The following is a 26,548-nucleotide window of genomic DNA, read 5'->3' on the forward strand; positions in this document are numbered from 1 at the left end:
CAGGAGTGCACGATGGACCTCAACCGTCGGCAATTCTTCAAGGTCGCCGCCGTCGGCCTTGGAGGCTCGAGCCTTGCGGCGTTGGGCATGGCCCCAACCCCCGCATTCGCCGAGCAGATACGCCACTTCAAGCTGGCGCACACCAAAGAAACTCGCAACACCTGCCCTTACTGCTCGGTCGGCTGCGGCCTGATCATGTACAGCCAGGGCGATGCGGGCAAAAACGTCAAACAGAGCATCATCCACATCGAGGGCGACGCGGACCACCCGGTCAACCGCGGCACCCTGTGCCCCAAAGGCGCGGGCCTGCTGGACTTTATCCACAGCCCGAGCCGCCTCAAGTACCCCGAGATCCGCAAGCCGGGCAGCAAGGAATGGACCCGCATCGAGTGGGACGAGGCCCTCGACCGCATCGCCGACCTGATGAAAAAGGACCGCGATGCCAACTTCATCGAGAAGAACGCCCAGGGCCAGACGGTCAACCGTTGGCTCACCACGGGCTTCCTTGCTGCGTCCGCCGCTTCCAGCGAAGCGGGCTACCTGACGCACAAGGTGATCCGTTCGACCGGCATGCTGGGGTTCGATAACCAGGCGCGTGTCTGACACGGCCCGACGGTGGCAAGTCTTGCCCCGACGTACGGCCGTGGCGCGATGACCAATCACTGGTCTGACATCGCCAACGCAAACCTGGTCCTGGTGATGGGCGGCAACGCCGCTGAAGCGCACCCGTGCGGCTTCAAGTGGGTGACCGAAGCCAAGGCGCACAACAAGGCGCGGCTGATCGTGGTCGACCCGCGGTTCACCCGTACCGCTTCGGTAGCCGATTACTACGCACCGATTCGGACCGGCAGCGACATCGCTTTCATGGGCGGGCTGATCAATTACCTGCTGAGCAACGACAAGATCCAGCACGAGTACGTGCGCAACTACACCGACGTGTCGTTCATCGTCAAAGAAAGCTATGGCTTCGAGGACGGGCTGTTCAGCGGCTACGACGCGGCCAAGCGCGTGTACGCCGACAAGTCCGGCTGGGGCTACGAGCTGGGCGAGGATGGCTTTGCCAAGGTCGACCCGACCCTGCAGCACCCGCGTTGCGTCTACCAGCTGATGAAGCAGCATTACAGCCGCTACACGCCGGAGCTGGCGAGCATGACCTGCGGCATGCCTCAGGACCAGATGATGAAAGTCTGGGAAGAGATCGCCACCTGCTCGGTGCCGGGCAAGACCATGACGATCCTCTACGCCCTGGGCTGGACCCAGCACTCCATCGGCGCGCAGATCATCCGCAGTGCGGCCATGGTGCAGTTGCTGCTGGGTAACGTCGGCATGCCGGGCGGCGGGGTCAACGCCCTGCGCGGGCACTCCAACATCCAGGGCCTGACCGACCTGGGCCTGCTGTCGAACTCGCTGCCGGGTTACCTCACCCTGGCCGGCGACGCCGAGCAGGACTACGCCAGCTACATCGACAAGCGCGCCTCCAAACCGCTGCGCCCCGGGCAGCTGTCGTACTGGCAGAACTACGGCAAGTTCCACGTCAGCCTGATGAAGGCCTGGTATGGCGCCAATGCCACCGCCGCAAACAACTGGGGCTACGACTGGCTGCCCAAGCTCGACGTACCGGCCTACGACGTGCTGCGCATGTTCGAGATGATGGGCCAGGGCAAGGTCAACGGCTACATGTGCCAGGGCTTCAACCCGATTGCCGCGCTGCCGGACAAGAACCGCGTCACCGCCGCGCTGGCCAAGCTCAAGTGGTTGGTGATCATGGACCCGCTGGCCACCGAAACCTCCGAGTTCTGGCGCAACGCCGGCCCGTTCAACGACGTCGACACGGCCAACATCCAGACCGAGGTGATCCGCCTGCCCACCACCTGCTTCGCCGAGGAAGACGGCTCGCTGGTCAACAGCAGCCGCTGGCTGCAGTGGCACTGGAAGGGCGCCGACGGCCCGGGCGAAACCCGCACCGACGTGCACATCATGAGCGAACTGTTCCTGCGCCTGCGCAAGCGTTACCAGGCCGAGGGCGGCGCTTACCCCGACGCCATGCTCAACATCAGCTGGCCCTACAAGGTCCCTGAGGAGCCGTCCCCCGAGGAGCTGGCCAAGGAGATGAACGGCTGGGCGGTCAGCGACCTCACCGACGCCAGCGGCGCCACGCTCAAGGCCGGGCAACAGCTCGCCGGCTTCGCCCAGATGAAGGACGACGGCAGCACGGCGTCCGGTTGCTGGATCTTCGCCGGCAGCTGGACCGAGCAGGGCAACCAGATGGCCCGCCGCGACAACAGCGACCCGTACGGCATGCACCAGGTGCAGAACTGGGCCTGGGCCTGGCCGGCCAACCGCCGCATCCTTTACAACCGCGCCTCCAGCGACCCGCAAGGCAAGCCGTGGGACCCGGAGAAAAAACGCCTGGTGTGGTGGAACGGCAAGGCCTGGACCGGCACCGACGTGCCGGACTTCAAGGTCGATTCCCCACCGGAAGCGGGGATGAACCCGTTCATCATGAACCCCGAGGGCGTGGCCCGGTTCTTCGCCATCGACAAGATGGCCGAGGGGCCGTTCCCCGAGCACTACGAGCCGTTCGAGACGCCGATCGGGATCAACCCGCTGCACCCGCAGAACAAGAAGGCCACCAGCAACCCGGCCGGGCGCATCTTCGATTCGGTGTGGGACACCCTCGGCACCCACGACGAGTTCCCTTATGCGGCGACCACCTACCGGCTGACCGAGCACTTCCACTTCTGGAGCAAGCATTGCCGGCTCAACGCCATCGCCCAGCCCGAGCAGTTCGTCGAAATCGGCGAGGTGCTGGCCAACGAGAAAGGCATCAAGGCCGGCGACCGGGTGCGGGTGTCGAGCAAGCGCGGGCATATCGACGCGGTGGCGGTGGTGACCAAGCGGATCCGCCCGCTGCAGGTCAACAACCAGACCGTGCACCAGATCGGCATCCCGCTGCACTGGGGCTTCACCGGCAGCACGCGGCACGGCTACCTGACCAACACCCTGGTGCCGTTCCTCGGTGATGGCAACACCCAGACGCCGGAGTCCAAGTCGTTCCTCGTCAAAGTGGAGAAACTCTGATGGCCAGCCAAGACATCATTGCCCGCTCCGCCACCACCACCGTGCCGCCCTCGGTACGCCAGCAGCAGGAAGTCGCCAAGCTGATCGACACCACCAAGTGCATCGGCTGCAAGGCCTGCCAGGTGGCGTGCTCGGAGTGGAACGAACTGCGTGACGAGGTGGGCCACAACCACGGCACCTACGACAACCCCCAGGACCTGTCTGCCGAAACCTGGACCCTGATGCGCTTCACCGAGCACGAGCGCGACGACGGCAACCTGGAGTGGCTGATCCGCAAGGACGGCTGCATGCACTGCGCCGACCCCGGTTGCCTGAAGGCCTGCCCGAGCCCGGGGGCGATCATCAAGCATGCCAACGGCATCGTCGACTTCAACCAGGACCACTGCATCGGCTGCGGCTACTGCATCACCGGCTGCCCGTTCAACATCCCGCGCATCTCGCAGAAGGACCACAAGGCGTACAAGTGCACCCTGTGTTCCGACCGCGTCAGCGTGGGCCTGGAGCCGGCCTGCGTGAAGACCTGCCCCACCGGGGCGATCGTCTTCGGCAGCAAGGAAGAGATGAAGGTGCATGCCGACGAGCGCATCGTCGATCTGAAATCGCGTGGCTTTGAGAACGCCGGGCTGTACGACCCGGATGGCGTCGGCGGCACCCACGTGATGTATGTGCTGCACCATGCCGACACGCCACGGATCTACGCCGGCCTGCCGGACCAGCCGGTGATCAGCCCGCTGGTGGGGCTGTGGAAGGGCTTCACCAAGCCGCTGGCGTTGCTGGCCATGGGCGCGGCGGTATTGGCCGGGTTCTTCCACTACGTGCGCGTCGGGCCGCAGCGGGTCGAGGAGGACGAACACCCGGCGCCTGTGGATAACACGGTCCATCAGGTGGATCCGGCGGTGCATGTCTATGATCCGAGCCGCCCCGGCGGGCAGGGGGAGCAGCGGCCATGAACGACGACAAACCGATCCTGCGCTACAACGCCAACGAACGCAGCAACCACTGGGTGGTGGCGATCCTGTTCGTGCTGGCCGGCCTGTCGGGGCTGGCGCTGTTCCACCCGGCGCTGTTCTGGCTCAGCCACCTGTTCGGCGGCGGGCCGTGGACGCGCATCCTGCACCCGTTCATCGGCGTGGCGATGTTCGTGTTCTTCCTCGGGCTGGTGCTGCGTTTCTGGCGGGCCAACTTCATCACCGCCAACGACCGCCTGTGGCTGCGCCGCGTCGACCGGGTGATGCTGAACAAGGAAGAGGGCGTGCCGCCGGTGGGCAAGTACAACGCCGGGCAGAAGCTGCTGTTCTGGACCCTGCTGGCGTGCATGCTGGTGCTGTTGATCAGCGGCGTGGTGATCTGGCGGGCGTATTTCAGCCACTGGTTCGGCATCGACGTCATACGCCTGTCGGCCCTGTTGCATGCCCTGGCGGCGTTCGTGCTGATCCTCAGCATCATCGTGCATATATATGCCGGGATCTGGATCAAGGGCTCGATCGGCGCCATGCTGCATGGCTGGGTCAGCCGCGCCTGGGCACGCAAGCACCATGAACTCTGGTACCGCGATGTGACCGGCGACAAGACGCCGAGCAATCACGGCCGTAAGGAAGGATGACCGTTTGAGCACGATTCTCGAACCCGGGCAGATCGAAGCGTCGGCAGTGATGCCGCCGTTTCTGCACCTGCCCCCCGCCAACCTGTTCGAACTGCGGGCCGCGCGGTTGCAGTACCTGGCCGAGGGCAACGCCCTGGGTGAGTACCTGCAATGGGTTGCGCAGCTTTGTCGGATCCAGCAGCTGCTTGTGGATAACCCGCCCGGCGCCTTGCCGGTGGCGGCAGAGCGTCAGCGCCTGTGCATAAGCCATGGATTGCCGCCGCTGGCGGCGGACAGCCTGGTGCGCGAAGGGCAGTGGTTGCCGTGGTTGCAGGCGCTGCTCGAGCACTTCAAGGTCGACGCCGAGGGCCCCTTGGCCGATGCGCTGCAAACCCTGCGCGACGCGGACGACAGCCAGCGCAAAGGCTGGGGCATCGCCTTGCTGGGTGGCCAGTACGATGGGCTGCCGGCGGCGCTGGTGCCCTTCATCGGCGCCGCGTTGCAGGCGGCCTGGTCGAGCTGGTTGCTGGCGCTGCCCGAACCCGAGCTCAAGCCCGCTGGCAGCCTGGCGCAATGCCCGGCTTGCGGTTCGCCAGCCATGGCCGGGGTGGTGCGTAACCGCGGCAAGCACAACGGCCTGCGCTACCTGGCCTGCTCGCTGTGTGCCTGCGAATGGCATGTGGTGCGGGTCAAATGCGTGTATTGCGAGTCGAGCAAGGACTTGCGCTACAGCCACTTCGAAGATGACCGCTACGCCGCAGGCAAGGCGCCGCTGCGCGCCGAGTGCTGCCCGGGGTGCGAGAGCTACCTCAAGCAGTGTTACCTGGAGAACGACGCCGCCGCCGAAGCGCTGGCCGACGACCTGGCGAGCCTGGCGCTGGATATTCGCCTGGACGAGGAAGGGTTCCATCGGCTAGCGCCGAACCTGCTGTTGGCGCCGGGTGGGGAGTGAGTGTCTACACTGCAGTACCGAGCCGCCCTTTTCGCGGGTAAACCCGCTCCCACAGGAGTTGCGCTGGCATCATGGCCGGTGCCGTACCTGTGGGAGCGGGTTTACCCGCGAATGGGCCAGAAAGGACAACGGATCAGTTCAAGGTAGTACCTGAATGTCTTCAACCCTCGCCAGCTCCACCCCACGCCTGCCCTCCATCGACACCCTGCTGCGCCACCCAGCCTGCGCCCCGCTGATCGACCGCCACGGCCGCGACACCACGCTGGCCACCCTGCGCCAACTGCTCGACGACCTGCGCGAGCCAGCTCGTCTCGGCCAACTGAATGCCACCGAACTGACCGCCGAAGTCCTCCTGGGCCGCGCCGGCGAACGCCTGGCCATCCAGCAACGCAGCCAGGTCCGCCGGGTGTTCAACCTCACCGGCACGGTTCTGCACACCAACCTGGGCCGGGCATTGCTGCCCGAAGAAGCCATCGAGGCGATGCAGACTGCCGCCCGTTACCCGCTCAACCTGGAATTCGACCTGGCCACCGGCAAGCGCGGCGACCGCGACGACCTGATCGAAGGCCTGATCCGCGAGCTGACCGGCGCTGAAGCCGTCACCGTGGTCAACAACAACGCCGCCGCCGTGCTGTTGGCGCTCAACAGCCTGGGCGCGCGCAAGGAAGGCATCATTTCCCGCGGCGAGCTGATCGAGATCGGCGGCGCCTTCCGCATCCCCGACATCATGGCCCGCGCCGGTGTGAAGCTGCACGAGATCGGCACCACCAACCGCACCCATGCCCGCGACTACGAAGGCGCGATCAACCCGCGCACCGGGCTGCTGATGCGCGTGCACTGCAGCAACTACAGCATTCAGGGTTTCACCACCCAGGTGCCTACCGCCGAGCTGGCACGCATTGCCCACCAACACCAGTTGCCGTTGCTCGAAGACCTGGGCAGCGGCAGCCTGCTCGACCTCACCCGCTGGGGCCTGCCGGCCGAACCGACGGTGCGCCAGGCCCTGGCCGACGGCGCCGATATCGTCACCTTCAGCGGCGACAAGCTGCTCGGTGGCCCACAGGCCGGGATCATCGTCGGGCGCAAGGACCTGATCGCGAAGATCAAGAAAAACCCGCTCAAGCGCGCCCTGCGTGTGGACAAGATCACCCTCGCCGCGCTGGAAGCGGTGCTGGCGCTGTACCGCAACCCCGACCGCCTGGCCGAACGCCTGCCCAGCTTGCGCCTGCTGACCCGCAGCCAGGCTGAAATCCAGGCCCAGGCATTGCGCCTGGCCCCTGACCTCCGGGCCAACCTGGGTGAACAATGGGCCGTTACCGTGGAGCCGGCACTGGGCATGATCGGCAGCGGCAGCCAGCCCGTGGCGCGCCTGCCCAGTGCCGCCCTGTGCCTGCGCCCGCAGGTGTCGAAGAAGCTGCGGGGCCGCAGCCTGCACGTGCTGGAGCGGGCCCTGCGCGATTTGCCGGTGCCGGTGCTCGGCCGCATCGACGACGATGCCCTGTGGCTCGACCTGCGCCAGCTCGACGACGAGGCCCAGTGGCTGGCGCAACTGCCGGCGCTGCAACTGGGGCCGGTACAGTGATCGTCGGCACCGCCGGGCATATCGACCATGGCAAGACCGCGCTGCTGCAAGCCCTGACCGGCCAGGCCGGCGACACCCGCCAGGAGGAGCGAGCGCGGGGCATGACCATCGACCTCGGCTACCGCTACGCGGCGCTGGCCGAGGGTGCGCCGCTGACCGGCTTCATCGATGTGCCCGGGCATGAGCGCTTTATCCACAACATGCTGGCCGGCGCCCACGGCATCGACCTGGTGCTGCTGGTGGTGGCCGCCGACGACGGCGTCATGCCGCAGACCCGCGAGCACCTGGCGATCATCGAGTTGCTGGGCATTCCCCAGGCGTTGGTGGCGATCAGCAAGTGCGACCGGGTCGAGCCTGCGCGGCTGCTCGAGGTGCAGGCGCAGGTTGCCGAACTGCTGGCGCCCGGGCCCTACGCGGGGGCGTTGCAGTTCCCGGTTTCGAGCTTGAGCGGCGAAGGGGTCGAGGCGTTGCGCGAGGCATTGCTCGTCGCTGAACGACAGGTTCATCGGCGCAGTGCGCGCGGGGGCTTTCGGCTGGCCGTGGACCGCGTCTTTGCCGTGTCCGGCGCGGGCATCGTGGTCACGGGCACGGCGTTGGCCGGGCAGGTCAGCGCCGGTGACACACTGCTGCTTGGCAAGGCCGGCAAACCGGTGCGGGTGCGCGGATTGCACGCACAGAACCAGGCTGCGCTGATAGCCGAAGCCGGGCAGCGGGTAGCGCTGAACATCACTGGCGAACGCCTGGCGATCGAGCAGGTGCATCGTGGCGATTGGTTGCTGCCCGATTGGCTGCATGCGCCCAGTGTGCGGGTCGATATCGAACTGACCTTGCTGGCCTCGGAAACCCGCACCTTCGAACATTTCAGTGCGGTGCACGTGCACCTCGGCACCCAGGACGTGACGGCCCGGGTGGCGCTGCTGGAAGGTGAAAAGCTGGGCGCCGGCGAGCGCATGTTCGCCCAGTTGCTGCTCAATGCACCCTTGCAGGCGGTGCACGGCGATCGCCTGGTGCTGCGCGACCAGCGCGCCCAACGCACGCTGGGTGGCGGCCGGGTGCTCGACCCATTCGCCCCGAGCCGGCAACGCCGCAGTGAGGTGCGTTTGCGCCAGTTGCAGGTGCTGCGTGATGCCATCGAGCTGGAGCAGGCCTTGCCTGCGCTGCTCGAAACCGCCCCCGCAGGGCTCGACCCGCAGCGGCTGGAGCGCCAGTTCAACCGCCGGCGTGAAACCTGGCAGCTGCCAGACCACGTGGTGGTGATCGCCACGCGCCAGGGCCAGCTGTTGTTTGCCCGTGAGCAATGGCAGGCACTCAAGCAACAGCTGCTGGCGCGCCTGGCGCAGTTCCACGAGCAGGAGCCCGACCAGCTCGGCCCCGACCGTGACCGGCTCCGCCGCTTCTGCGCCTTGCCGCTGGAGCGCCCTGCGTTCGTCAGTTTGCTGGATGAGCTGCTCGGTGACGGCGCGATCGGCAGCAGTGGGCCCTGGCTGCACTTGCCGGATCACAAGGTTCAATTGAGCGAGGCCGATGCGGCCTTGTGGGCGCGTTTGCAACCGCGCCTGCTGGCGGGCGACTACGATCCACCCTGGGTCAGGACCCTGGCCGGGGAACTGCAACGCGAAGAGGCCGAAGTGCGGCTGTTGCTGCGCAAGTTGGCAAGGCTGGGCGTGGTGCACCAGGTGGTGCGTGACCTGTTCTACCCGCAGGACACGCTAAGGCGCATGGCAGAGCTGCTGTTGCAGCTGGCGGCGGGATCGCCGATAGTACAGGTCGCCGCGTTTCGCGACAGCTTGGGCATCGGTCGCAAGCGCAGTGTGCAGATACTCGAATACTTCGATCGCATCGGCCTGACCCGCAGGGTCGGCGACCAGCGTCACATTCGTACCGACAGTGCCCTGGCCCAGCAGCAGGCCGAGCACTGAACGATCCAAGGAAGGCAATCGCGCCCGGTGGCGCGGCCGGGCTTCAAACCCGGTTGGGGACGGCATCCGTTCCCGGGCAGGTTCGACTCCCGCTGCCTTCCGCCATTCATTCTGTTGGGGCTGCTTTGCAGCCCTTTCGCGACACAAGGCCGCTCCTACAGGGAAACGCAATTCCCCTGTAGGAGCGGCCTTGTGTCGCGAAAGGGGCGCAAAGCGCCCCCAGCATTCAGTTGGCGCGCTCCCCGCACAGGTCCAGCGCAAACCAGTGCTCAGCCGCATCGGCATCCAGCCCCGCCCCCAGCAGCGCAAACAACTTGCCCAGGGCCGCCTCACGGGTCATGCCACCGCCACTCACCAGCCCGGTATCGCGCAGGCGGCTACCGGCGGCGTAGGTATCGAACACCACCGAACCTTCCGGGCACTGGCTGATGGCGACGATCATCACGCCGCCCTGGCGGGCGTCATGCAGCACGTCGAGCAGCGCCTGGTCGTCGGACGGCCCGGTGCCGCTGCCATAGCACTCCAGCACCAGCCCCTGCACGCCACTGTCGAACAGGCCGCGCAAGTGCTCGGCGGCAAGGCCCGGGAACACCGGCATCACCGCCAGCTTGACCGGCTGGCGCTTCTGGCGGTAGTCCAGGCGAGTCGGTAGTTCCGGAGCGCGCGGGCCCTCACGGTGGCGGGGCAGGGCAGTGAAGGCGTCGAACGCCTCGCTGCGCAGCTTCGACGCACGGCAGCCGTGCAGCAGCTGGCCGTGGAAATACAGCTGCACGCCGTCTTCCAGGCCGCTTTCGAACAGGCGCAGGGCGCCGATCAGGTTGGCCCAGGCATCGCTGTCCGGCGCGCCGGCCGGCAGCATCGAGCCGGTCAGCAGCACCGGCACCGGCAGGCCCAGCAGCAGGAACGACAGGGCCGCGGCGCTGTAGGCCAGGGTATCGGTGCCGTGCAGTACCAGCACGCCGTCGTGGCCCTGCTGCTCGACCGCCTCGACGATGGCGTCGCGCATTGCCAGCCAGTTGGCCTGCTGCATGTTGGCGCTGTCGATCAGCGGGTTCAGTTCACGCAGGGTCCAGGGTAACTGGGGGGCATCGGCGCAAGCGGCAAAGTGCTCGCGCATGCGTGCGTCGAAGCCGCCGGCTGGCGCCAGGCCTTCGGCGGACTGCAACATGCCGATGGTGCCACCGGTGTAGAGGACGAGGAGATTCTTGACTGCACGCATTGGAGCATTCCGTAGCGATGTCAGGCCCTGTCGCGGCGTATGCCCGGGGCAGCGCGATCCCCAGTGGGAGCCGGCTTGCCGGCGAGGGGGCCTGAAGACGAAGAAAGAGTCAGCCGCCCACGGACGGGGCGGCTGGGGCAGGGGAGAATATCAGCGCTGGGTTTGCGCTTGGGCAGCGCGATTGTCAGCGGCTGTTTCAGCCTGCGGATTGGCCGGCCAGGCGGCACGGTCCAGGTCCAGATCGGTGAACTTGCTCGAGTCGAACACCGGCTGCTTGATGCCAGCCTTGCGCTGCTCGTCGTAGTCGCGCATCACCCGCAGGCCGACCTTGAACAGCAGGGCCAGGGCCACCAGGTTGACGAACGCCAGGCAGGTCATGGTGATGTCGGCGAAGGCGAACACGGTCGACAGGTCCTGCATCGAACCCCAGACCACCAGTGCCAGCACCAGGCCGCGGAAGGTCATCAGCACAACGCGGTTGCGGGTTAGGAACTGCAGGCTGTTCTCGCCCAGGTAGTAGTTGTAGAGGATGCAGGTGAACACGAACAGCGACAGTGCGACGCTGACGAAGATGCGGCCCCAGTCACCCACCACGGCGGCCAGCGAGTTCTGGGTCAGGACGATGCCGTCACCTTCGAAGCCAGGGGTGTAGAAGCCCGACAGCAGGATCAGCAGCGCGGTGCAGGTGCAGATCACGAAGGTGTCGAGGAACACGCTGAAGGCCTGGACCACGCCCTGGGCGCCAGGGTGTTTCACCGCGGCCACGGCGGCGACGTTCGGCGCACTGCCCAGGCCCGCTTCGTTGGCGAACACGCCACGCTTCACGCCCATGACGATGGCGCTGCCGAGCAGGCCGGCGAACGCAGGGTCAAGGCCGAAGGCGCTCTTGAAGATGGTTTCCAGCATGGCCGGTACGTGTTCGATCTGGGTGCCGATCACGTACAGGGTCACGCCGATGTAGGCCAGGGTCTTGATCGGTACCAGCAGGTCGGACACCGCGGCGATGCGCTTGATGCCACCGATGAAGGTGATGGCCAGCAGCACGGCCAGGACGATACCGGTCTGACGAGGGTCGAAGGCAAAGGCGTTCTGCAGCGAGTGGGTCACGGTGTACGACTGCAGGCCGATGAAGGCGAAGCCGTAGGTGACCAGCAGCAGGATCGAGAACACGATCGCCATGCTCTTGAGCTTCAGGCCGTGCTGGATGTAGTACGCCGGGCCGCCGCGGTACAGGCCGTCGCCGTCGGCGCGCTTGTAGACCTGGGCCAGGGTGCATTCGAAGAAGCTGCTGGACATGCCCACCAGTGCGGTGACCCACATCCAGAACACGGCGCCTGGGCCGCCGAGGGTCACGGCGATACCGACACCGGCGATGTTACCGGCACCGACGCGGCCGGCCAGGCTCAGCATCAGGGCCTGGAACGAGCTCAGCTGGCCTGCCTGGCCACGCAGGGATTCCTTGAACACACTGAACATGTGGCCGAAGTGGCGGAACTGCACGAACCGCGAGCGGATGGTGAAGTAGCTGCCGAGACCGACGATCAGCACGATGAGGAGCTTCCCCGAAAGGAAATCGTTGAGTGCTTCGAGCATTTTGAAATGACCTCGATTCTTATTGTTCGTGTGGAAAATCTGCGGACGGCAGGCGCACCGCGATTGATTGGGGCGCAGGGTGGGTCATGACAACTGCGGTTACAATTTCGCGGGTTGCTCTGTTTTGGTGCGACTTGATGCTAGAATTGCATCACTCGCATCATCTGGACCCCGGCATCATGGGCGATCACTTCGCTGACAACCTTAAATTGGCCTGTAGCCACTACCGCTCTATCTCGGAGGTTTGCCGGCAGCTGTCGATCAACCGCGGGCAGTTCAACAAGTACCTGAGCGGGCAAAGCCGGCCGACGCCGTACAACCTCAAACGGATTGGTGACTTCTTCGGCGTCGAGGATTACGAGCTGGGTTTGCCGCCCGAACAGTTCGCCCGCCTGATCGGCGCGCGCAACCCGGCCGCGCAGCAGAACAACCCGATCAGTGAGCTGTTCAAGCCGCTCAACGACCATGTCGTCAACCTGTCGCGCTACTGCGGTTACTACTTCGAATACTCCAACTGCATGTCGGTGCCAGGCTTGATCCTGGTGTCGCTGGTGCACCTGCGCGAAGAACGTGAGCGCTACCTGTTCGAGCGCCAGGAGCGCCAGGAGCGCAGCAGCGCCACCGACCCCCACGCCGAGGTGCGCTGCCGCTACCTGGGGGCGGCGTTCCAGTTGCAGGATCGCCTGTTCCTGGTGGACTACGAGTCGCTGACCTTGAACGAGATGAGCCAGACCATCCTCATCCCCAGCTTCAAGAGCCGCATCACACGCCTCAATGGCCTGAAAACCGGCGTGTCCAGCGGCGACCGGCGTAACCCGGCGTGCACCCGCGTGGTCTGGGAGTACCTGGGCGAGGAGATCAACCGGATCAACGCCTTCCGTCAGGTGCGCCTTTATCGCCCGGATGACCCGCGCATCGACGACGATATCCGCGACCGCCTGAGCGCGGGTTCGATCAGCAACGGCCTGTTCGAGATCGAGTGATAGGCTCAGCGCGATCTTGTGGGAGCGGCGGTTCGCCGCTGCGATTCACCCGCGAACACGGGCATAGCCCGTGCCAGGCACCGAGGTGTCATCTTCGCGGGTAAACCCGCTCCCACAGGGCCACAGGCGTCAGGCGGACTCAGCCCAGGATGAACGCCGCCACCGCCTGCGCCACCTGATCCGCCACCTCCGGCCGGTCACGCAGGTGGGCGGCAATGCCATGGTCGCAGTCGGTGAGCATCAGGCACTCCACATGCGGCGCCGGCACAGAGCGCAGCAGGCTGTGGGTAACTTCCTCGGGGATCGGGCTGTAGCGCTCGACACCCGCCATTCGCCGGACCCCCGCCGACGTCCCGGCCCCCTGGCCGTGCACCCGCGAGTTGAGCCCGTCGTATTCGCCGATCACCAGCAGCACGCGGCCCTGGAACTGGCGCAGAAAGGCATAGCTGTCGCAGTCGAGAAACGCGAAAGGCTTGCGGATCGCCGCCGTGAACGCCGGGCCGAAGGGCGCGCTGTGGGCGGCGTCGGGATACACCGCCGGGCAGATCAGCACCAGCTTGCGCACATTCGGGCGCTGCGCCGCCAGCTTGAGGGCGATGGCGCCGCCCAGGCTGTGGCCGATCAGGGTGTCGCTACGGCTGTCCAGATGCTGGTGGAAGCGCAAGGCTTCCTGCAGGTTGCTGGCCAGCGAGGCATCCTTTGCCCCCGGTTCGCTGGCCAGGCTGTGGCCGGACAGGTTGCCGGTCAGCGAGCCGATGCCTTGCTGCTGCAGGCGGTACAGCAGCGGGTTGAGCCGGGTGAAGTCCGAACGGGCGCCGCCGACCACGAACACCGGTGGCGCCCGTTCGCAGTCCGGCAACAGCAGGCGGGCCTGCTGGCGATAACCGTCGAAGGCTTCGTCAATGAAGCGCTCGGCGCCGGGGGCGGGTTCGTTGTACTGCCAGAGAGCGCGTTGCGCGGAGGTCACCCCGAGGTCCATCTCTTGCTCCTATGAAAACTGACTGCTTACCCATTCGCCGAGCGGGTTATCAGCACTGGCCAGCAGTTTGAGCGCCATGATGCAGCAGACGCTGACCAGCAGCGGCCTGATCAGCCGGGGCCCAAAACGCACGGCGCAGCGGGCGCCTAGTTGTGCGCCGGTAAAGGCTGCACCAGCCATCGTCAGTGCCAGTGGCCAGATGATCGCGCCGCCAAGAGCGAACACTGATAACGCACCCAGATTACACGCAGCGTTCAGCAGTTTGCTGGTGCACACCGCGCGCATCAAGTGCTGCCCGAGCAGGAGCACACAAGCAAGCATGAAAAACGAACCAACCCCAGGGCCGAATACGCCGTCATAGAAGCCAATCAACGGCGCCACGCCCAGGCAGAACAGGCGTAGCGACACTTTTGCCTTGCGCTCCTGCTCTCGCGGTTTGGGGCTGAAGGCAAACCAGGCAGCGACCAAAATCAGCAGAACAGGCACGCAGGCCTGCAGCAGGTCATGGGGAATCAAGCTGATTGATAGCGCGCCCAGGGCGCCGCCAATGAATGCCATAAGCGCCATGGGCAGGCCGCCGTGCCAGTCGATCATGCCTTTGCGGGCAAAGGCTACGGTCGCAGAAACGGTCGCCGAAGTGGCTTGGAACTTATTGGTTGCGATGGCCGCCAGGGGGTCGATACCGGTGATGAACAGCACAGGTAAGGTCAACAGGCCACCACCACCGGCAATCGCGTCGAAAAAACCAGCCAGCAATGCGACAGCGGCCAGCAGAAGCAGCATTTCGATATTTATCGCTTGCGTGAAATTTTCCAGCATGGGGAAGCTCCAGCTCAGCCGCGTACCAGCAACGGGTCGTCGCTGATGATCAACGGGCGCGCGAAAGGGGAGTAGCCGAACAGGCGTACCAGCAGGCGGCGGTTGTCCATGACGGTGTCTCGGCCATGCAAGGCTCGACAGTTGTTGATCAGCAGCGCCTTGTCGGCTTGCAGTACAAAGGGGAGGGGCTGCGCTTGCATGAGCAATGCCTGGAAGGCATCGAGCGCTCGCTCGGCGGCTTGGCTGGCGTGATCGTTGAGTGAAAAGCGGTAGGCGTTGTAGCGCAGGCTGAAGCCGCCGTTGGCATCGAATTGCAGGATGGGGACGGCTTTGCCAGCCTGCCCTTGGCCACTGACGAAGCATTCGCTACGGGTGAAATCGAAGGAGCAGGAGGTCAAGGCCAAGGCATGCAGCCCTCCTAGTCTTTCGATAATGCCGGCCATGGGGATGATGTGGGTCGGTTCCTGCGCAGGGTTCCACCGTGCAGCGAGAATCAGCGCTGATGGCGCGGGAGAGTGCCCGTCGTGGGCTATCACCGAACAGTTATAGGGCGCTTCGGTGTGCGCACCCAGCCGTAGGCCAGAATGCGAGCTGAGTTCGACGGGCCTTCGTCTGTCCTCGTCGGGACGTTGCGTAGTTCCGCCACCTTTGAAGTTGGCAACTAGACGCACATGCTTGCCATCGTTGTCGATATCGAAGGCGAATGCACGATAGCGTGCAAGCGCCAGCAGCAATTGGTTGCGCGAGGCGAGGTACAGAGTGCCCTGATCCTGCTCCAGCTCACTTTGACAAGGCAGGTATTCGGGCAGCGGATCGTCAGGGCTATGCATCTGTGAGAACAGGAGTGCCGACAGGTGGCCTTCGGTAAAGCGCTGAAGGGTAGTTCGCTGGTCAGGCGTAAGGGTTGCCCTCAGCGCTTCGGCATATTGATTGGCCTTCTGGGCTACGCCGCAGGCCTGCGGCCCCCCTGAGTTTGCGAGTTCCTGGCTGAAACCGGTCAATGCCAACGCCTGAGCCGGGTTGAATTGCAGGTAGGCGACTTCCAAGTCTTTCATGAGCTACGTTCCATGTTGTTGAGGGTGTGCTGGAAAATTTTGCCCGTCGATACCGGCGATAAGGCACGGCGGCTATTGGATCTACTTACCCCACCTTTCAAAAGCCGGACTGCTCCCGTTCGCTTGTCAGTCGTTTCCTGGGTTTGTAAAGGCAGTAGGGCTGAGCAAGGCAGGGAAAACGCATGTATGACAGGCCCAGGTTGGACTTCGCCCCACGGAAACCGCAAAATGCCCCTTTCCTCCATCGACCTGAGCGGACCTGTTGACCCTATGCGTATGCGCCTGATGCTGTTGGGTGGAGGCAATGCCCTCGGGCAAGCATTGATTCGTCTTGGCGCCGAGGAAGACATCGCCTTCCTGGCACCGCGCCCCCCGGAAACCGGCTGGGCCCCGGCCAGCCTGACCCTGTTGCTCGACGAGCACCGCCCCGACGCGGTGGTCAACCTTGCCTATTACTTCGACTGGTTCCAGGCCGAGTCGGTCAGCGAACAGCGCCTGGCCCAGCAGGAGCGTGCGGTGGAGCGGCTCGCCGAACTGTGCCAGCACCACGAAATGATCCTGGTGCAGCCTTCCAGCTACCGGGTGTTCGATGGCTCGCGCGCCACGGCCTACAGCGAGAAGGACGAACCGGTACCGCTCGGCTTGCGCGGCCAGGCCCTGTGGCGCATCGAGCAGAGCGTGCGCGCCACCTGCCCGCAGCATGTGCTGCTGCGCTTCGGCTGGCTGCTCGACGAAAGCCGCGACGGTGCGCTCGGGCGTTTCCTGACCCGTGCCGAACAACCCCAGGAGCTGCTGCTGGCCGATGACCGGCGCGGCAACCCGACGCCGGTGGATGACGCCGCGCGGGTCATCCTCTCGGTGCTCAAGCAGCTCGACTGCAAGGCGCCGCTGTGGGGCACCTACCACTACGCTGGCAACGAGGCCACCACGCCGCTGGCGCTGGGCCAGGCGATCCTCGGCGAAGCCGCGCAGTGGCACAAGCTGGCCGTGCAGCAACCGACCGCCCAGGCCCATGCCGCGCGCCCGGATGCCAGTGAAGAGCCGCAGCATGCGGTGCTGGCCTGCAAGAAGATCCTTCACACTTTCGGCATCAAGCCGCGCGCCTGGCGTGCCGGCTTGCCGCCCCTACTGGACCGTTTCTACCGACATGGCTGATGCCCCCATCCTGATCACCGGCGGTGCCGGCTTCATTGGCTCCCACCTGTGCGATGCGCTGCTGGAAAAAGGCTACGCGGTACGCATTCTCGATGACCTGTCCACCGGCAAGCGCAGCAACCTGCAACTCGGCCACCCGCAGTTGCAACTGATAGAGGGCGATGTCGCCGATGCGGCGCTGGTCGCGCGTGCGGCCGCCGGTTGCCGGGCCGTGGTGCACCTGGCCGCGGTGGCCTCGGTGCAGGCGTCGGTCGAGGACCCGGTAAAAACCCACCAGAGCAATTTCATCGGCACGCTCAACGTCTGTGAAGCGATGCGCCAGCATGGCGTGCGCCGGGTGCTGTTCGCCTCCAGCGCGGCGGTGTACGGCAACAATGGCGAAGGCCAGTCCATCGCCGAGGACACGCCCAAGGCACCGCTGACCCCGTACGCGGTGGACAAGCTGGCCAGCGAGCAATACCTGGATTTCTACCGTCGCCAGCACGGCCTGGAGCCGGTGGTATTCCGCTTCTTCAATATCTTTGGCCCGCGCCAGGACCCGTCTTCGCCGTATTCCGGGGTGATCAGCATCTTCTGCGAGCGTGCCACCAGCGGCAAACCCATCATGGTGTTCGGCGATGGTGAACAGACCCGTGATTTCCTGTATGTCGGCGACCTGGTCCAGGTGATGGTCCAGGCGCTGGAGCAGCCGACGGTGGAAGAGGGCGCGGTGAACATCGGCCTGAATCAGGCGACTTCGCTGAACCAGTTGCTCAAGGCCCTGGAACAGGTGATCGGCAGCCTGCCGCCGATCAGCCACGGCCCGGCGCGTTCCGGGGATATCCGCCATTCGCGGGCGGACAATGCGCGGCTGCTGGCGCGCTTCGACTTCCCCGAGCCAACGCCCTTCGTCGAAGGCGTGGCACGGTTGCTCGGCAAGGCCTGAGGCCGGCGGCCACAGGGGCAGCGTAATTCTTGTGGGAGCGGGTTTACCCGCGAAGCAGGCGGCGCGGTGGATGGCACCGGCTCTGCCGGTGTTCGCGGGTAAACCCGCTCCCACAGGACACGCGCCGCTTTGACGGCAAGCGTTGTAACTGTGAGGGTGCAGCCTGCGATGAGTTAAACGCAGGCAGTACAAGACAGTTGCTCCTAGAGCGGACGTTCAAGTCCATTGCGTGGGGATCGCCTCACAGGCCATCACCCATGCCGAACCAACTGCCGCTGGCACCGCTCCGGTTCCACCACTCGCCCATCCTCAGCCCGCACCTGCAGCGTCTGAAGCCCCTGGCCGCGCTCATCGACCAGCTGCGAGCGTGACTCCCCTTCCGTGAACAGATACCGCTCCCCCCACTGGCGCAAGCCGATCACGATCGGGAACACCGCGCGCCCCTGCTCGGTCAGCACGTACTCCTTGTAGGCACTGCCATCGGAGGCGGGTTGTTGCACCAGCAGGCCGGCCTCGACCAGCAGCTTCAGGCGCGTGGCGAGGATGTTCTTCGCCAGCCCCAGGTTCTTCTGCCATTCGCTGAAGCGGCGCAGGCCATCGAAGGCATCGCGCAGGATCATCAGCGCCCAGCGATCGCCGAGCACTTCCAGTGCGCGGGCCACGGGGCATTGCTGGTTGTTGTCGTCGAGCATGGGCCATTCCTGATCAATGTTGGTTGCAGATTAAAACCACATTTGCTAGAAATCCAGTTGTGGTTTCAAAACGAAACCGGAATCTGTCGAGGACTGTGCAATGCCATCTGCCTCATCTGTACCGCCGCCATTGACCCGTGGTCTGACGCAGCTGCTGGCGCTCGCCTGCGGCCTTGCGGTGGCTACCGTGTATCTGTCCCAGCCGCTGCTGGAGTCCATGGCCGGCAGCCTGGGTATCGCCCAGGCGCAGGTCGGCCTGGTGGTCGGTGCGACCCAGGCTGGGTATGCCGCAGGGTTGTTGCTGATCGTGCCGCTGGGCGACCTGTTCGCTCGCAAGCGGCTGATCCTCACGCAACTGGTGCTGGCGGCTGTTGCCCTGCTGGCGGTGGCGTCGAGCCTTGACTGGGCAATGCTGCTGGCGGCCATGGGCATGGTCGGGCTGATGGCGGTGGTGGTGCAGGTGATGGTGGCCCATGCCGCCACACTGGCCACCCCCGCGCAACAGGGGCAAGCGCTGGGTACGGTCACCAGCGGTGTGGTGCTGGGCATCCTGCTGGCACGCCTGGCCTCGGGGTTGGTGGCCGATCTGGCGGGTTGGCGTACGGTTTATTGCGTGGCTGCGGGCCTTGCCCTGCTGATGGCGCTGTTGCTCGCCTGGCGTTTGCCCGAGGCACCACCGCGCGGCGTGCGACAGGGGTATCTGGCCCTGCTGGGGTCGGTGTTCGCGCTGTACCGCCACGACCCGCTGTTGCGCCAGCGGGGCACCTTCGCCCTGCTGATCTTTGCCGCCTTCAGTGTGCTGTGGAGTGCCATGGTGCTGCCCCTGAGCGCCGCGCCGCTGGCGCTGGACCATACCCAGGTCGGCCTGTTCGGCCTGGCGGGGGTTGCCGGTGCCCTGGCGGCCGCACGGGCCGGGCGCCTGGCCGATCGTGGGCAAGGGCAGAAGACCACCGGCCTGGCGTTGGGGTTGCTGGTGCTGTCATGGTTGCCGATTGCCCTGCTCGAGCACTCGTTGCTGGCGCTGCTGCTGGGCGTGCTGCTGCTGGACTTCGCCGTGCAGGCGGTGCACGTGACCAACCAGAGCCTGCTGCTGGCCGGGCGTGGCGACATGGCCAGCCGACTGATCGGTGCCTACATGTGCTGCTACTCGTTGGGCAGCGGGCTGGGTGCGGTGGCCGCGACCTGGGTCTACGGGCAATGGGGCTGGGCCGCGGTGTGCGGGTTGGGGGCCGGCATCAGTGGCCTGGCTCTGGGGTACTGGGTGTACCTGTGGCGGCTGGGCCAGAATGAAAAAGCCCGCTCGGGCGAGCGGGCTTGTCGGGCGGTACTGGATCAGAACTTGTAGCCCAGGCCCACCATGTAGACCCACGGGTCGACGTCCACGTCGACCTTGGTCTTGCCCACGCCCAGGGCGCTCGGGCCGTCGATGGTGGCCTTGGTGTCGATGTCGACGTACCAGACCGCGGCGTTGAACAGCAGGTTTTCGGTAAGCATGTAGTCCATGCCCAGCTGGCCGGCGAGTCCGACCGAGTCCTTCAGCTTCATGTTGCTGAAGCCTTGCGCCTTGCGGTTGCTGCTCAGGTCTTCATCGAAGAACAGGGTGTAGTTCAGGCCCACGCCGGCGTATGGCTGGAACTTGGAGCTGGCGTCCATCGGGTAGTACTGCAGCGACAGGGTCGGTGGCAGTTGCTTGATGTCGGCCAGCTTGCCGTCCAGGCCGGCACCCAGGCCCTTCACGCCGACGGTGTGCTTGAACGGGGTGGCGGCCAGCAGCTCCAGGCCGATGTGGTCGGTCAGCATGTAGGCGAATGCCAGGCCCAGTTGGGTGTCGCTGTCCAGGGTCGCCTTGGTGCCCGACACCTTGGCGCCATCGAGTTTGATGTCGCCGCTGTTCTCGTTCGGCGCGGTGGTGATGGCGCCGGAACGGATGATGAAATCACCTGCCTGGTGGGCGTGGGCAACAGGGGCTGCGAGCGCCAACGCGACGAGCGAGGCACTGAGCAAGGACTTGTTCATGGAAGCTCCCAAAGGACGTGAGTAATCGAGTAGTCCAATGGTACGAAGCTGACTAAACAGAAAGTTTGACCCAGCTCAACGAAGCCGTGTCATGAGCCCCTGTCAGTGCTCACTTCAGCTCATAGGCGTAGATTTTCTCCGCTTCCATCTGGTAACCGGCATCGGCCAGTTCGCTGCTGCTGGCCTTGACCTGCATCGTCCCCTCGATCCAGTACGGCTGGTAGAGGTCTTCGACGCGCACGCCCATCTCGCTGAAGATATGCACGATCTGGTTCGACGGCGGTGGCGGCACATGGATGCAGGCGCCGTAGTAGGGCACCAGCAGGAACTCGGTGGTGCGGCCCTCTTCGCTGACCTCCAGCGGCACGATGTAGCCGGGCAGCTTCACCTGCTGGCCATCGAGTGCCTTGACCACCGGCGCGTCGGGTGCTTGCTGGCGCGCGGCTGGGGCAGATTCGGAAAGCGCACTGCCGATCTGCGACAGGTCGTGTAGCGGGGCCAGTTGCGGCGGGATGATCGGGGCGCCCTCGGGGATCAGTGCGGGCCAGTCCAGTTCGCGGGGCTCACTGGCCCAGGCAGGAGACAAGATGAACAGCAGCGCCAGGGCCAGTGCGGCGAGCAGGCCCGGCTGCGCTGCCTGCATCGCCGGCAAGCCGGCTCCCACAGGTATCGCGTTGGCCCTGAAGCTCGCACTGTTCATGTGGGAGCCGGCTTGCCGGCGATTGAATGCAACGAAGGTCTCGGCTGAAAGGCGCATGGTCATTCTCAAAGATGAATCGACAGCCCATCGGCCAGCGACTGCCGATAGGCGCGCCAGGCCGGCACGCTGCCCATCAGCAGCGCCGCGCCGAGGATGATCCCCAGCAACGTCCACTCATGCGCACTCGGCCAATCCAGCGGCAGGTACAGCCCGTAGTTGGCCTGTACATAGCCCTGGGCGAGGGCGATCCCGGCATACAGCAAGCCCAGCCCGGCGGCGATCCCGGCCACGGCCAGGGCCAGTGCTTCGAGTACCAGCAACCCGGCGATGTGCCACGGCCGGGCCCCCACCGAACGCAGGATGGCCATCTCCCGGCGGCGTTCGTTGAGGCTGGTGAGGATCGCCGTGAGCATGCCGATCAGCCCGGTCAGCACCACGAACAGCGACACCACGAACAGCGCCTGCTCGGCCGTGCCCATCAGGCTCCACAGCTCTTGCAGCGCCACGCCGGGCAGGATCGCCAGCAGCGGCTCGTTGCGGTACTCGTTGATCTCGCGTTGCAGGCTGAAGGTGGCGATCTTGTTGTTCAAGCCGAGCATGAACGCGGTGATCGCCGCTGGTTGCAGGTCCATGCCGCGGGCCTGCTCGGCGCTGATGCGCCCGGCACCACGCGCCGGCACGCCGTTGTGCCAGTCGATGTGAATCGCCTCCATGCCCGCCAGGCTGATGTGCAGGGTGCGGTCCACCGGGGTGCCGGTACGCTTGAGCACGCCGACCACGGTGAATGGCTTGTCGTCGTGCTTGACCAGGCTGATGGCGGCTACACCGTGGGCCAGCACCAGTTTGTCGCCGAGCTTGTAATGCAGCGCGTCGGCCACTTCGGCCCCCAGCACCACTTCGAAGGGGTCGTCGGCGAAGGGCCGGCCCTGGCTCAGCTCGAGGTGCTGGCGGCGGCCGTACTGATAGTGCGCGAAGTAGTCGCCGGTGGTGCCCATCACCCGGTAGCCGCGATGCGAGTCACCCAGGGAAATGGGGATGGCCCACTTGACCCGTGGGTCCTTGGCGTACTGCTGGTAGCTGTCCCAGCGAATGTTGTTGGTGGCATTGCCGATGCGGAACACCGAATACAGCAGCAGGTTCACCGAGCCCGAACGGGCGCCGACGATCAGGTCGGTACCGCTGATGGTGCTGGCGAAGCTGGCGCGGGCTTCGGTGCGCACCCGCTCGACGGCCAGCAGCAGGCACACCGACAGGGCGATGGCGAAGGCGGTGAGCAGGGCGGTGAAACGGCGGTTGGCCAGGCTGGCCAGGGCAAGGCGGAGCAGGTACATCAGGCCTCCCGGGGCGTGGCGGCGCGGTTGAGTTCGGCCAGGGACAGGTGACGGTCGAACAGCGGCGCCAGGCTCTGGTCATGGCTGACGAACAGCAGGCTGGAGCCGGCCGCGCGGCATTCGTCGAACAGCAGGCGGATGAAGGCTTCACGGGTGTCGGCATCGAGCGCCGAGGTGGGTTCGTCGGCGATCACCAGTTCGGGCTGGCCGATCAGCGCCCGGGCGGCGGCGACGCGTTGCTGCTGGCCGATCGACAGGCTGCCGGCACGGCGGGCGAGCAGGCCGGGGTCATGCAAACCCAGGTGCGCCAGCAGGTGCGCGGCGGCCTGGTCGACGCTGCCATGGCGCTGGCTGGCGCGTTCGGCACGGGACTTCGAGAAGCGGCAGGGCAGCTCGACGTTCTCGCGTACCGACAGGAACGGCAGCAGGTTGAACTGCTGGAAGATGTAGCCGGTGTGGTCGACCCGAAAACGGTCGCGGGCGCCCTGGCTCAGGCTGGCAAGGTCCTGGCCCAGCAGCTGGATACGCCCCTGGCCCGGGCGGTTCACCCCGCCCAGCAGGCCGAGCAGGGTGGTCTTGCCGCTGCCGCTGGGGCCCTTGAGGAACAGCGCCTCGCCGGCTTGCAGGCGGAACTCGCGGATATCCAGCAGCGGCGCCTGGCCGGGCCAGGCGAACACCAGGTCATGCAGTTCGATCAGCGCCTGGCTCATTCAGAACGCGACCACGGCCTTGGCCGCGGTGGCCTCGACACCTTTCTGGCCGTTGGGGCCGATCAGTTGCACGTTGATCTTCTGGGTTTGCGGGAAGGTCTTGAACAGCGGGCCAAGGTCGAGCTGGGCGAGCTTGGTCGGGGTGGCGCAGGTGAACTGGTAGTGGGCGTTCACATCGGCGTGCTGGTGGCCGTGCTGGTGGCCGTGCGCGTCGTCATCGTCGTCGGCATGGGCGGCGTCGCCGAACAGCGGGCTTTGCAGCTCTTGCGCTTCATCCTTGCAGCCGGCGGCCTGGGCCAGGCCGAACAGCTTCAGCGGTTGCTCCAGCTGCTGGCGCGCGGCGGCGACCTTGGCCTTGTCGGCATCGGTGCTGGCGGCGTGCTCGAAGCCAACCAGGTTCATGGCCGGGCTGTCCAGTTCCAGCTCCAGGGTGTTGCCGTCGAGCACCACGTTGAGCTTGGCCACGCCATGCTCGTGGGCGGCGAGGGTACCGTGATCATGATCATGCTCGTCGTGGGCATGGGCCACGGCCAGGGGCAGCAGGGCAAAGGGCAGGGCGAGCAGCAGACGACGCATGAACGGCTCCAGGGAGGCTTGGAATGATTTGGTAATGTTATAACAATTTTTCTGCGCCTCGCCAGCCTGCCTGGCACAGGTTTCATGTTCGTGGGAGCATGACGGCATTCAGCCCTGGTACGAGGAAGGCAGCGTGAGAATTCGTGGACAGATCGGTGAATGGCCGGTGGACTTGACCATTGAACTGGCGCCGGAAGAGTGGGCGCAGTTGGGCCGTCGGCTGGAGCAGCCTGCGCTGGTCGAAAACGCACCGGTGAGTGCCAGCCCCGTGCCGCGCCAGGATGACGGGCAGTGGATGGCCGCGCGTGATGTGTTGCGTCAGGCCGGGCAGATGAGCGGGCCCGAGTTGCTTGACCGCCTCGAAGGGCTCACCGGCAGCACGGCGGCGGGCAAGCGCCTGCTGGTGCGTTTGCGGCACAGCAGTGAGGTGAAGGTGGAAAGCGGCGTGGATGCGCCGGTGTATCACTGGGTGGGGTGAACCAGCAGGTTCTGTGCTGGCATTTTCGCGGGTAAACCCGCTCCCACAGGGATCGCGCTGTTCTTGAATCCTGTGGGAGCGGGTTTACCCGCGAACGAGGGCGAAGCCCTCGCCAATTATTGGATCAGAACATCGCCGCCGACAGTTTGCGGCGGTACACCCCCACCAGCGGATGATCGCTGCCCAGCAGCTCGAACACCTGCAGCAGCGCCTTCTGCGGCAAGCCGTTCTCGTAACCACGGTTACGCTGGAACAGCTTGAGCAACCCGTCCAGCGCCGCTTCGTACTGCTGGCGCGCCAGTTGCTGGATGCACAGCTGGTAGCTGGCCTCGTCATCCTGCGGGTTCTGCGCCAGGCGGCTTTTCAGCTCGGCGGCTTCCGGCAGGCTGGCGGCCTGGCGCAGGAAGGTCAGCTGGGCCTTGGCGCCTGCCAGGGCTGCTTTGTGCTCATCGGTCTTCACCGCGTCCAGCACCACTTGCGCCTCGCCCAGCTCACCGCGCTCGGCCAGGCAGCGGGCGTACAGAATCAGCGCTTCGGCGTTGCTGTTGTCTTCACCCAGCAGCACCTGCAGCAGCGCTTCGGCCTCGCTGAAGCGGCTCTCGGCGAACAGCGCCTTGGCCTGCTCCAGCGGTGCGGCGGTTGGCGCTGCGGGCATCTGCACATGGGGCTCGAGCATGGTGCGGATGGCCGACTCGGGCTGGGCACCGGCAAAACCGTCGACCGGCTGGCCGTCCTTGAACAGCACCACGGTCGGCAGGCTGCGGATGCCGAACTGGGCCACCACCTGCTGCTCGACGTCGCAGTTGATCTTGGCCAGCAGCAGCTCGCCCTGGTAGCCCTCGGTGATCTTCGCCAGCAGCGGCATCAGCGCCTTGCACGGCGCGCACCACTCGGCCCAGAAGTCGACCAGGACGGGTTTGTGGAAGGAGTTCTCGATGACCAGTTGCTGGAAGGTGGCATCGGTGGCATCGAAGATGTACTGCGTTTCCTGGCTCATCGTGACTCTCGCAAACGTGAATGCCCCACTATAAAGGCTCGCGGCTGGCGTGGTACAGGCTGACCCGGCGGAATTCGTGCGGTTCGGCCAGGTCCGGCAGGGTCAGCGCCTCGAGCACGCCCAGCGGGCGGTATTGCGGGTGGCTGAAGTCGCGCACGCGCGAATCCGCCACCAGCGCCTGGCGGCCACGGCTGAGAAATTCATCCAGCAACGGCAGGTTGGCGCGGTCGTACAGCACATCGGCGACCAGGATCAGGTCGAAGCGGTCGGCCTCGGCGAAGAAGTCGCTGCTGTAGTTCAGCGCCACGCCATTGAGCGCGGCGTTGGCGTGGCAGGCGTCGAGGGCCAGCGGGTCGAGGTCGCAGGCCACCACCTCGAGCGCGCCCGCCCGGGCCGCGGCGATACCGGCAATCCCGGAGCCGGCGCCGAAGTCCAGCACGCGCTTGCCGCGTACCCACTCCGGGCGCTCGGCCAGGTAGCGCGCCATGGCCAGGCCGCTGGCCCAGCAGAAGCTCCAGTAGGGCGGCTCTTCGAGGATGCGCCGGGTTTCCTCGCTGCTGAATTCACGGTCCATGTTCTGGTCGTCGATCAGCCAGAGCTTCAGTGCGCACCCGGGCAGCTCGCTGACCACCAGGCGCGCTTCGCCGATCAGGCCGCTCAGGGCCTGTTGCAGGGCGTGCGGTGCCATTTACGGGGCCTTTTCGAAACGCAGCGGGCCAGTGGCCTGGGTTTCGGCCTGGGCGATGCGCACCGGTGGCAGGTGCATGATCAGCTGGCCGGACTGGCTGGCACGGCCACGCAGCTCTACGCGGGCTCCGGCGGGGAAGGCCTCGGGGTTGAAGCGCAGTTGGTAGGGCAGGGCCTGGCCGGTACCGGTCAGGGTGCTGCTGGCCAGCAACTGTTGCGGGCGGCCACGATCGTCGATGACCAGCAGTGCCAGTTCGACGTCGGCGCCGGCGGGGATCTCCATCAGCGTGCCGCTCAACTCGCGCTGGTAGGCCGGCAGCGGGCCGAGTGGCTGGGCTTTCTTCGCCACCTTGGCCGGCACGGGCTTTGGTGCCTGTTCAGGCTTTGGTCGGTCGCTGCCGCAAGCGGCGAGCAGGGCGGCGGCGCACAGCACGACGAGCGCTCGATAGTGCATGGTGTAGTCCTTGGCGGGCAGAATTGCATGGATGGTAGCTTGTCTTGCCAGTGCAATGCGCTA

Annotated in this window: 25 protein-coding genes and 1 tRNA gene; 12 read left to right on the forward strand and 14 right to left on the reverse strand. The window is 65.8% G+C overall.

The genetic code is table 11. The annotated features are described in order from the left end of the window. The first annotated feature begins 12 nt into the window (after positions 1-12). The 7 genes from fdnG to ABE459_RS02675 all read left to right on the forward strand — a co-directional run bounded on the left by fdnG (position 13) and on the right by ABE459_RS02675 (position 9,221). On the forward strand, positions 13-3,081 hold the full coding sequence (gene fdnG, locus ABE459_RS02645) for a formate dehydrogenase-N subunit alpha (protein ID WP_258705604.1): 3,069 nt from the start codon (positions 13-15) through the stop codon (positions 3,079-3,081). After that, a complete protein-coding gene (gene fdxH / locus ABE459_RS02650) occupies positions 3,081-4,031 on the forward strand; it encodes a formate dehydrogenase subunit beta (protein ID WP_323830292.1) in 951 nt (316 codons plus the stop codon). Before fdnG ends, fdxH begins: the two co-directional genes overlap by 1 nt. Further along, complete coding sequence (locus tag ABE459_RS02655; RefSeq protein ID WP_323830293.1) at positions 4,028-4,684, forward strand: formate dehydrogenase subunit gamma; 657 nt, start codon at positions 4,028-4,030, stop codon at positions 4,682-4,684. Before fdxH ends, ABE459_RS02655 begins: the two co-directional genes overlap by 4 nt. A 4-nt stretch (positions 4,685-4,688) precedes the next feature. Then, positions 4,689-5,615 (forward strand): formate dehydrogenase accessory protein FdhE, encoded by a 927-nt coding sequence (gene fdhE / locus ABE459_RS02660; protein ID WP_323830294.1) that lies wholly within the window; start codon positions 4,689-4,691, stop codon positions 5,613-5,615. A gap of 154 nt (positions 5,616-5,769) precedes the next feature. Continuing rightward, on the forward strand, positions 5,770-7,197 hold the full coding sequence (gene selA, locus ABE459_RS02665; RefSeq protein ID WP_323830295.1) for an L-seryl-tRNA(Sec) selenium transferase: 1,428 nt from the start codon (positions 5,770-5,772) through the stop codon (positions 7,195-7,197). Continuing rightward, positions 7,194-9,116, forward strand: a complete 1,923-nt coding sequence (selB, locus tag ABE459_RS02670; protein ID WP_323830371.1) for a selenocysteine-specific translation elongation factor — start codon at positions 7,194-7,196, stop codon at positions 9,114-9,116. Before selA ends, selB begins: the two co-directional genes overlap by 4 nt. Positions 9,117-9,125: 9 nt before the next feature. Beyond that, positions 9,126-9,221, forward strand: a tRNA-Sec gene (locus ABE459_RS02675). A gap of 121 nt (positions 9,222-9,342) precedes the next feature. Here the strand turns inward: ABE459_RS02675 and ABE459_RS02680 are convergent. Together ABE459_RS02680 and ABE459_RS02685 are read right to left on the reverse strand one after the other, a co-directional pair. Continuing rightward, a complete protein-coding gene (locus ABE459_RS02680) occupies positions 9,343-10,335 on the reverse strand; it encodes an asparaginase (RefSeq protein WP_258644294.1) in 993 nt (330 codons plus the stop codon). Positions 10,336-10,485: 150 nt separating this feature from the next. Continuing rightward, positions 10,486-11,928, reverse strand: a complete 1,443-nt coding sequence (locus ABE459_RS02685) for an alanine/glycine:cation symporter family protein (protein ID WP_125462417.1) — start codon at positions 11,926-11,928, stop codon at positions 10,486-10,488. Positions 11,929-12,107: 179 nt separating this feature from the next. Between ABE459_RS02685 and ABE459_RS02690 the strand changes: the two genes are divergently transcribed. Further along, positions 12,108-12,911, forward strand: coding sequence for a helix-turn-helix transcriptional regulator (locus ABE459_RS02690; RefSeq protein ID WP_110993334.1), 804 nt, complete (start codon positions 12,108-12,110; stop codon positions 12,909-12,911). A gap of 139 nt (positions 12,912-13,050) precedes the next feature. Here the strand turns inward: ABE459_RS02690 and ABE459_RS02695 are convergent, their stop codons facing one another. The 3 genes from ABE459_RS02695 to ABE459_RS02705 are packed head-to-tail and all read right to left on the reverse strand — an operon-like array spanning position 13,051 to position 15,764. Next, positions 13,051-13,890, reverse strand: a complete 840-nt coding sequence (locus ABE459_RS02695) for an alpha/beta hydrolase family protein (protein ID WP_323830296.1) — start codon at positions 13,888-13,890, stop codon at positions 13,051-13,053. A 9-nt stretch (positions 13,891-13,899) separates the two neighbouring features. After that, positions 13,900-14,709 carry a TSUP family transporter gene (locus tag ABE459_RS02700; RefSeq protein ID WP_323830297.1) on the reverse strand — a complete coding sequence of 270 codons (810 nt, stop codon included), beginning with the start codon at positions 14,707-14,709 and terminating at the stop codon, positions 13,900-13,902. Positions 14,710-14,723: 14 nt separating this feature from the next. Further along, positions 14,724-15,764: a hypothetical protein gene (locus ABE459_RS02705; protein WP_323830298.1), complete on the reverse strand. Its 1,041-nt coding sequence runs from the start codon at positions 15,762-15,764 to the stop codon at positions 14,724-14,726. 270 nt (positions 15,765-16,034) lie between these two features. Between ABE459_RS02705 and ABE459_RS02710 the strand changes: the two genes are divergently transcribed. Both ABE459_RS02710 and ABE459_RS02715 read left to right on the forward strand, forming a co-directional pair. Beyond that, on the forward strand, positions 16,035-16,919 hold the full coding sequence (locus ABE459_RS02710) for a sugar nucleotide-binding protein (protein WP_125857266.1): 885 nt from the start codon (positions 16,035-16,037) through the stop codon (positions 16,917-16,919). Then, positions 16,912-17,844, forward strand: a complete 933-nt coding sequence (locus tag ABE459_RS02715) for an NAD-dependent epimerase/dehydratase family protein (protein ID WP_125462422.1) — start codon at positions 16,912-16,914, stop codon at positions 17,842-17,844. The genes ABE459_RS02710 and ABE459_RS02715 overlap by 8 nt, the downstream gene beginning before the upstream one ends. A gap of 251 nt (positions 17,845-18,095) precedes the next feature. On the opposite strand, the gene ABE459_RS02720 is transcribed toward ABE459_RS02715, so the two are convergent. Next, on the reverse strand, positions 18,096-18,536 hold the full coding sequence (locus tag ABE459_RS02720) for a helix-turn-helix domain-containing protein (RefSeq protein ID WP_323830299.1): 441 nt from the start codon (positions 18,534-18,536) through the stop codon (positions 18,096-18,098). A 100-nt stretch (positions 18,537-18,636) separates the two neighbouring features. On the opposite strand from ABE459_RS02720, the gene ABE459_RS02725 reads away from it, so the two are divergent. After that, positions 18,637-19,881 carry an MFS transporter gene (locus ABE459_RS02725; protein WP_323830300.1) on the forward strand — a complete coding sequence of 415 codons (1,245 nt, stop codon included), beginning with the start codon at positions 18,637-18,639 and terminating at the stop codon, positions 19,879-19,881. Here ABE459_RS02725 and ABE459_RS02730 read toward each other — a convergent pair. The 5 genes from ABE459_RS02730 to ABE459_RS02750 form a co-directional block, all read right to left on the reverse strand. Further along, complete coding sequence (locus ABE459_RS02730; RefSeq protein ID WP_125462425.1) at positions 19,869-20,552, reverse strand: OmpW family outer membrane protein; 684 nt, start codon at positions 20,550-20,552, stop codon at positions 19,869-19,871. The two genes, ABE459_RS02725 and ABE459_RS02730, sit on opposite strands and share 13 nt — an antisense overlap. A gap of 109 nt (positions 20,553-20,661) precedes the next feature. Next, positions 20,662-21,195: a DUF3299 domain-containing protein gene (locus tag ABE459_RS02735; protein ID WP_323830372.1), complete on the reverse strand. Its 534-nt coding sequence runs from the start codon at positions 21,193-21,195 to the stop codon at positions 20,662-20,664. 122 nt (positions 21,196-21,317) lie between these two features. Continuing rightward, complete coding sequence (locus ABE459_RS02740) at positions 21,318-22,583, reverse strand: ABC transporter permease (protein WP_258644336.1); 1,266 nt, start codon at positions 22,581-22,583, stop codon at positions 21,318-21,320. Continuing rightward, positions 22,583-23,293 (reverse strand): ABC transporter ATP-binding protein, encoded by a 711-nt coding sequence (locus ABE459_RS02745; protein ID WP_323830301.1) that lies wholly within the window; start codon positions 23,291-23,293, stop codon positions 22,583-22,585. Before ABE459_RS02745 ends, ABE459_RS02740 begins: the two co-directional genes overlap by 1 nt. Further along, positions 23,294-23,869, reverse strand: a complete 576-nt coding sequence (locus tag ABE459_RS02750) for a DUF2796 domain-containing protein (protein WP_323830302.1) — start codon at positions 23,867-23,869, stop codon at positions 23,294-23,296. A gap of 133 nt (positions 23,870-24,002) precedes the next feature. On the opposite strand from ABE459_RS02750, the gene ABE459_RS02755 reads away from it, so the two are divergent. Beyond that, positions 24,003-24,347, forward strand: coding sequence for a hypothetical protein (locus ABE459_RS02755; RefSeq protein ID WP_125857272.1), 345 nt, complete (start codon positions 24,003-24,005; stop codon positions 24,345-24,347). 124 nt (positions 24,348-24,471) lie between these two features. Here ABE459_RS02755 and trxA read toward each other — a convergent pair whose 3' ends face one another. Genes trxA through ABE459_RS02770 form a run of 3 tightly spaced genes read right to left on the reverse strand, consistent with a single transcriptional unit; the run spans position 24,472 to position 26,485 of the window. Continuing rightward, positions 24,472-25,344 carry a thioredoxin gene (gene trxA / locus ABE459_RS02760; protein ID WP_125462430.1) on the reverse strand — a complete coding sequence of 291 codons (873 nt, stop codon included), beginning with the start codon at positions 25,342-25,344 and terminating at the stop codon, positions 24,472-24,474. A 28-nt stretch (positions 25,345-25,372) separates the two neighbouring features. Continuing rightward, a complete protein-coding gene (locus ABE459_RS02765; protein ID WP_125462431.1) occupies positions 25,373-26,032 on the reverse strand; it encodes a 50S ribosomal protein L11 methyltransferase in 660 nt (219 codons plus the stop codon). Beyond that, positions 26,033-26,485: a YbaY family lipoprotein gene (locus ABE459_RS02770; RefSeq protein WP_125462432.1), complete on the reverse strand. Its 453-nt coding sequence runs from the start codon at positions 26,483-26,485 to the stop codon at positions 26,033-26,035. Positions 26,486-26,548: the final 63 nt, after the last annotated feature.

The sequence above is a fragment of the Pseudomonas sp. TWI923 genome, assembly GCF_039673365.1.
In the GTDB taxonomy this organism is placed as follows: domain Bacteria; phylum Pseudomonadota; class Gammaproteobacteria; order Pseudomonadales; family Pseudomonadaceae; genus Aquipseudomonas; species Aquipseudomonas sichuanensis.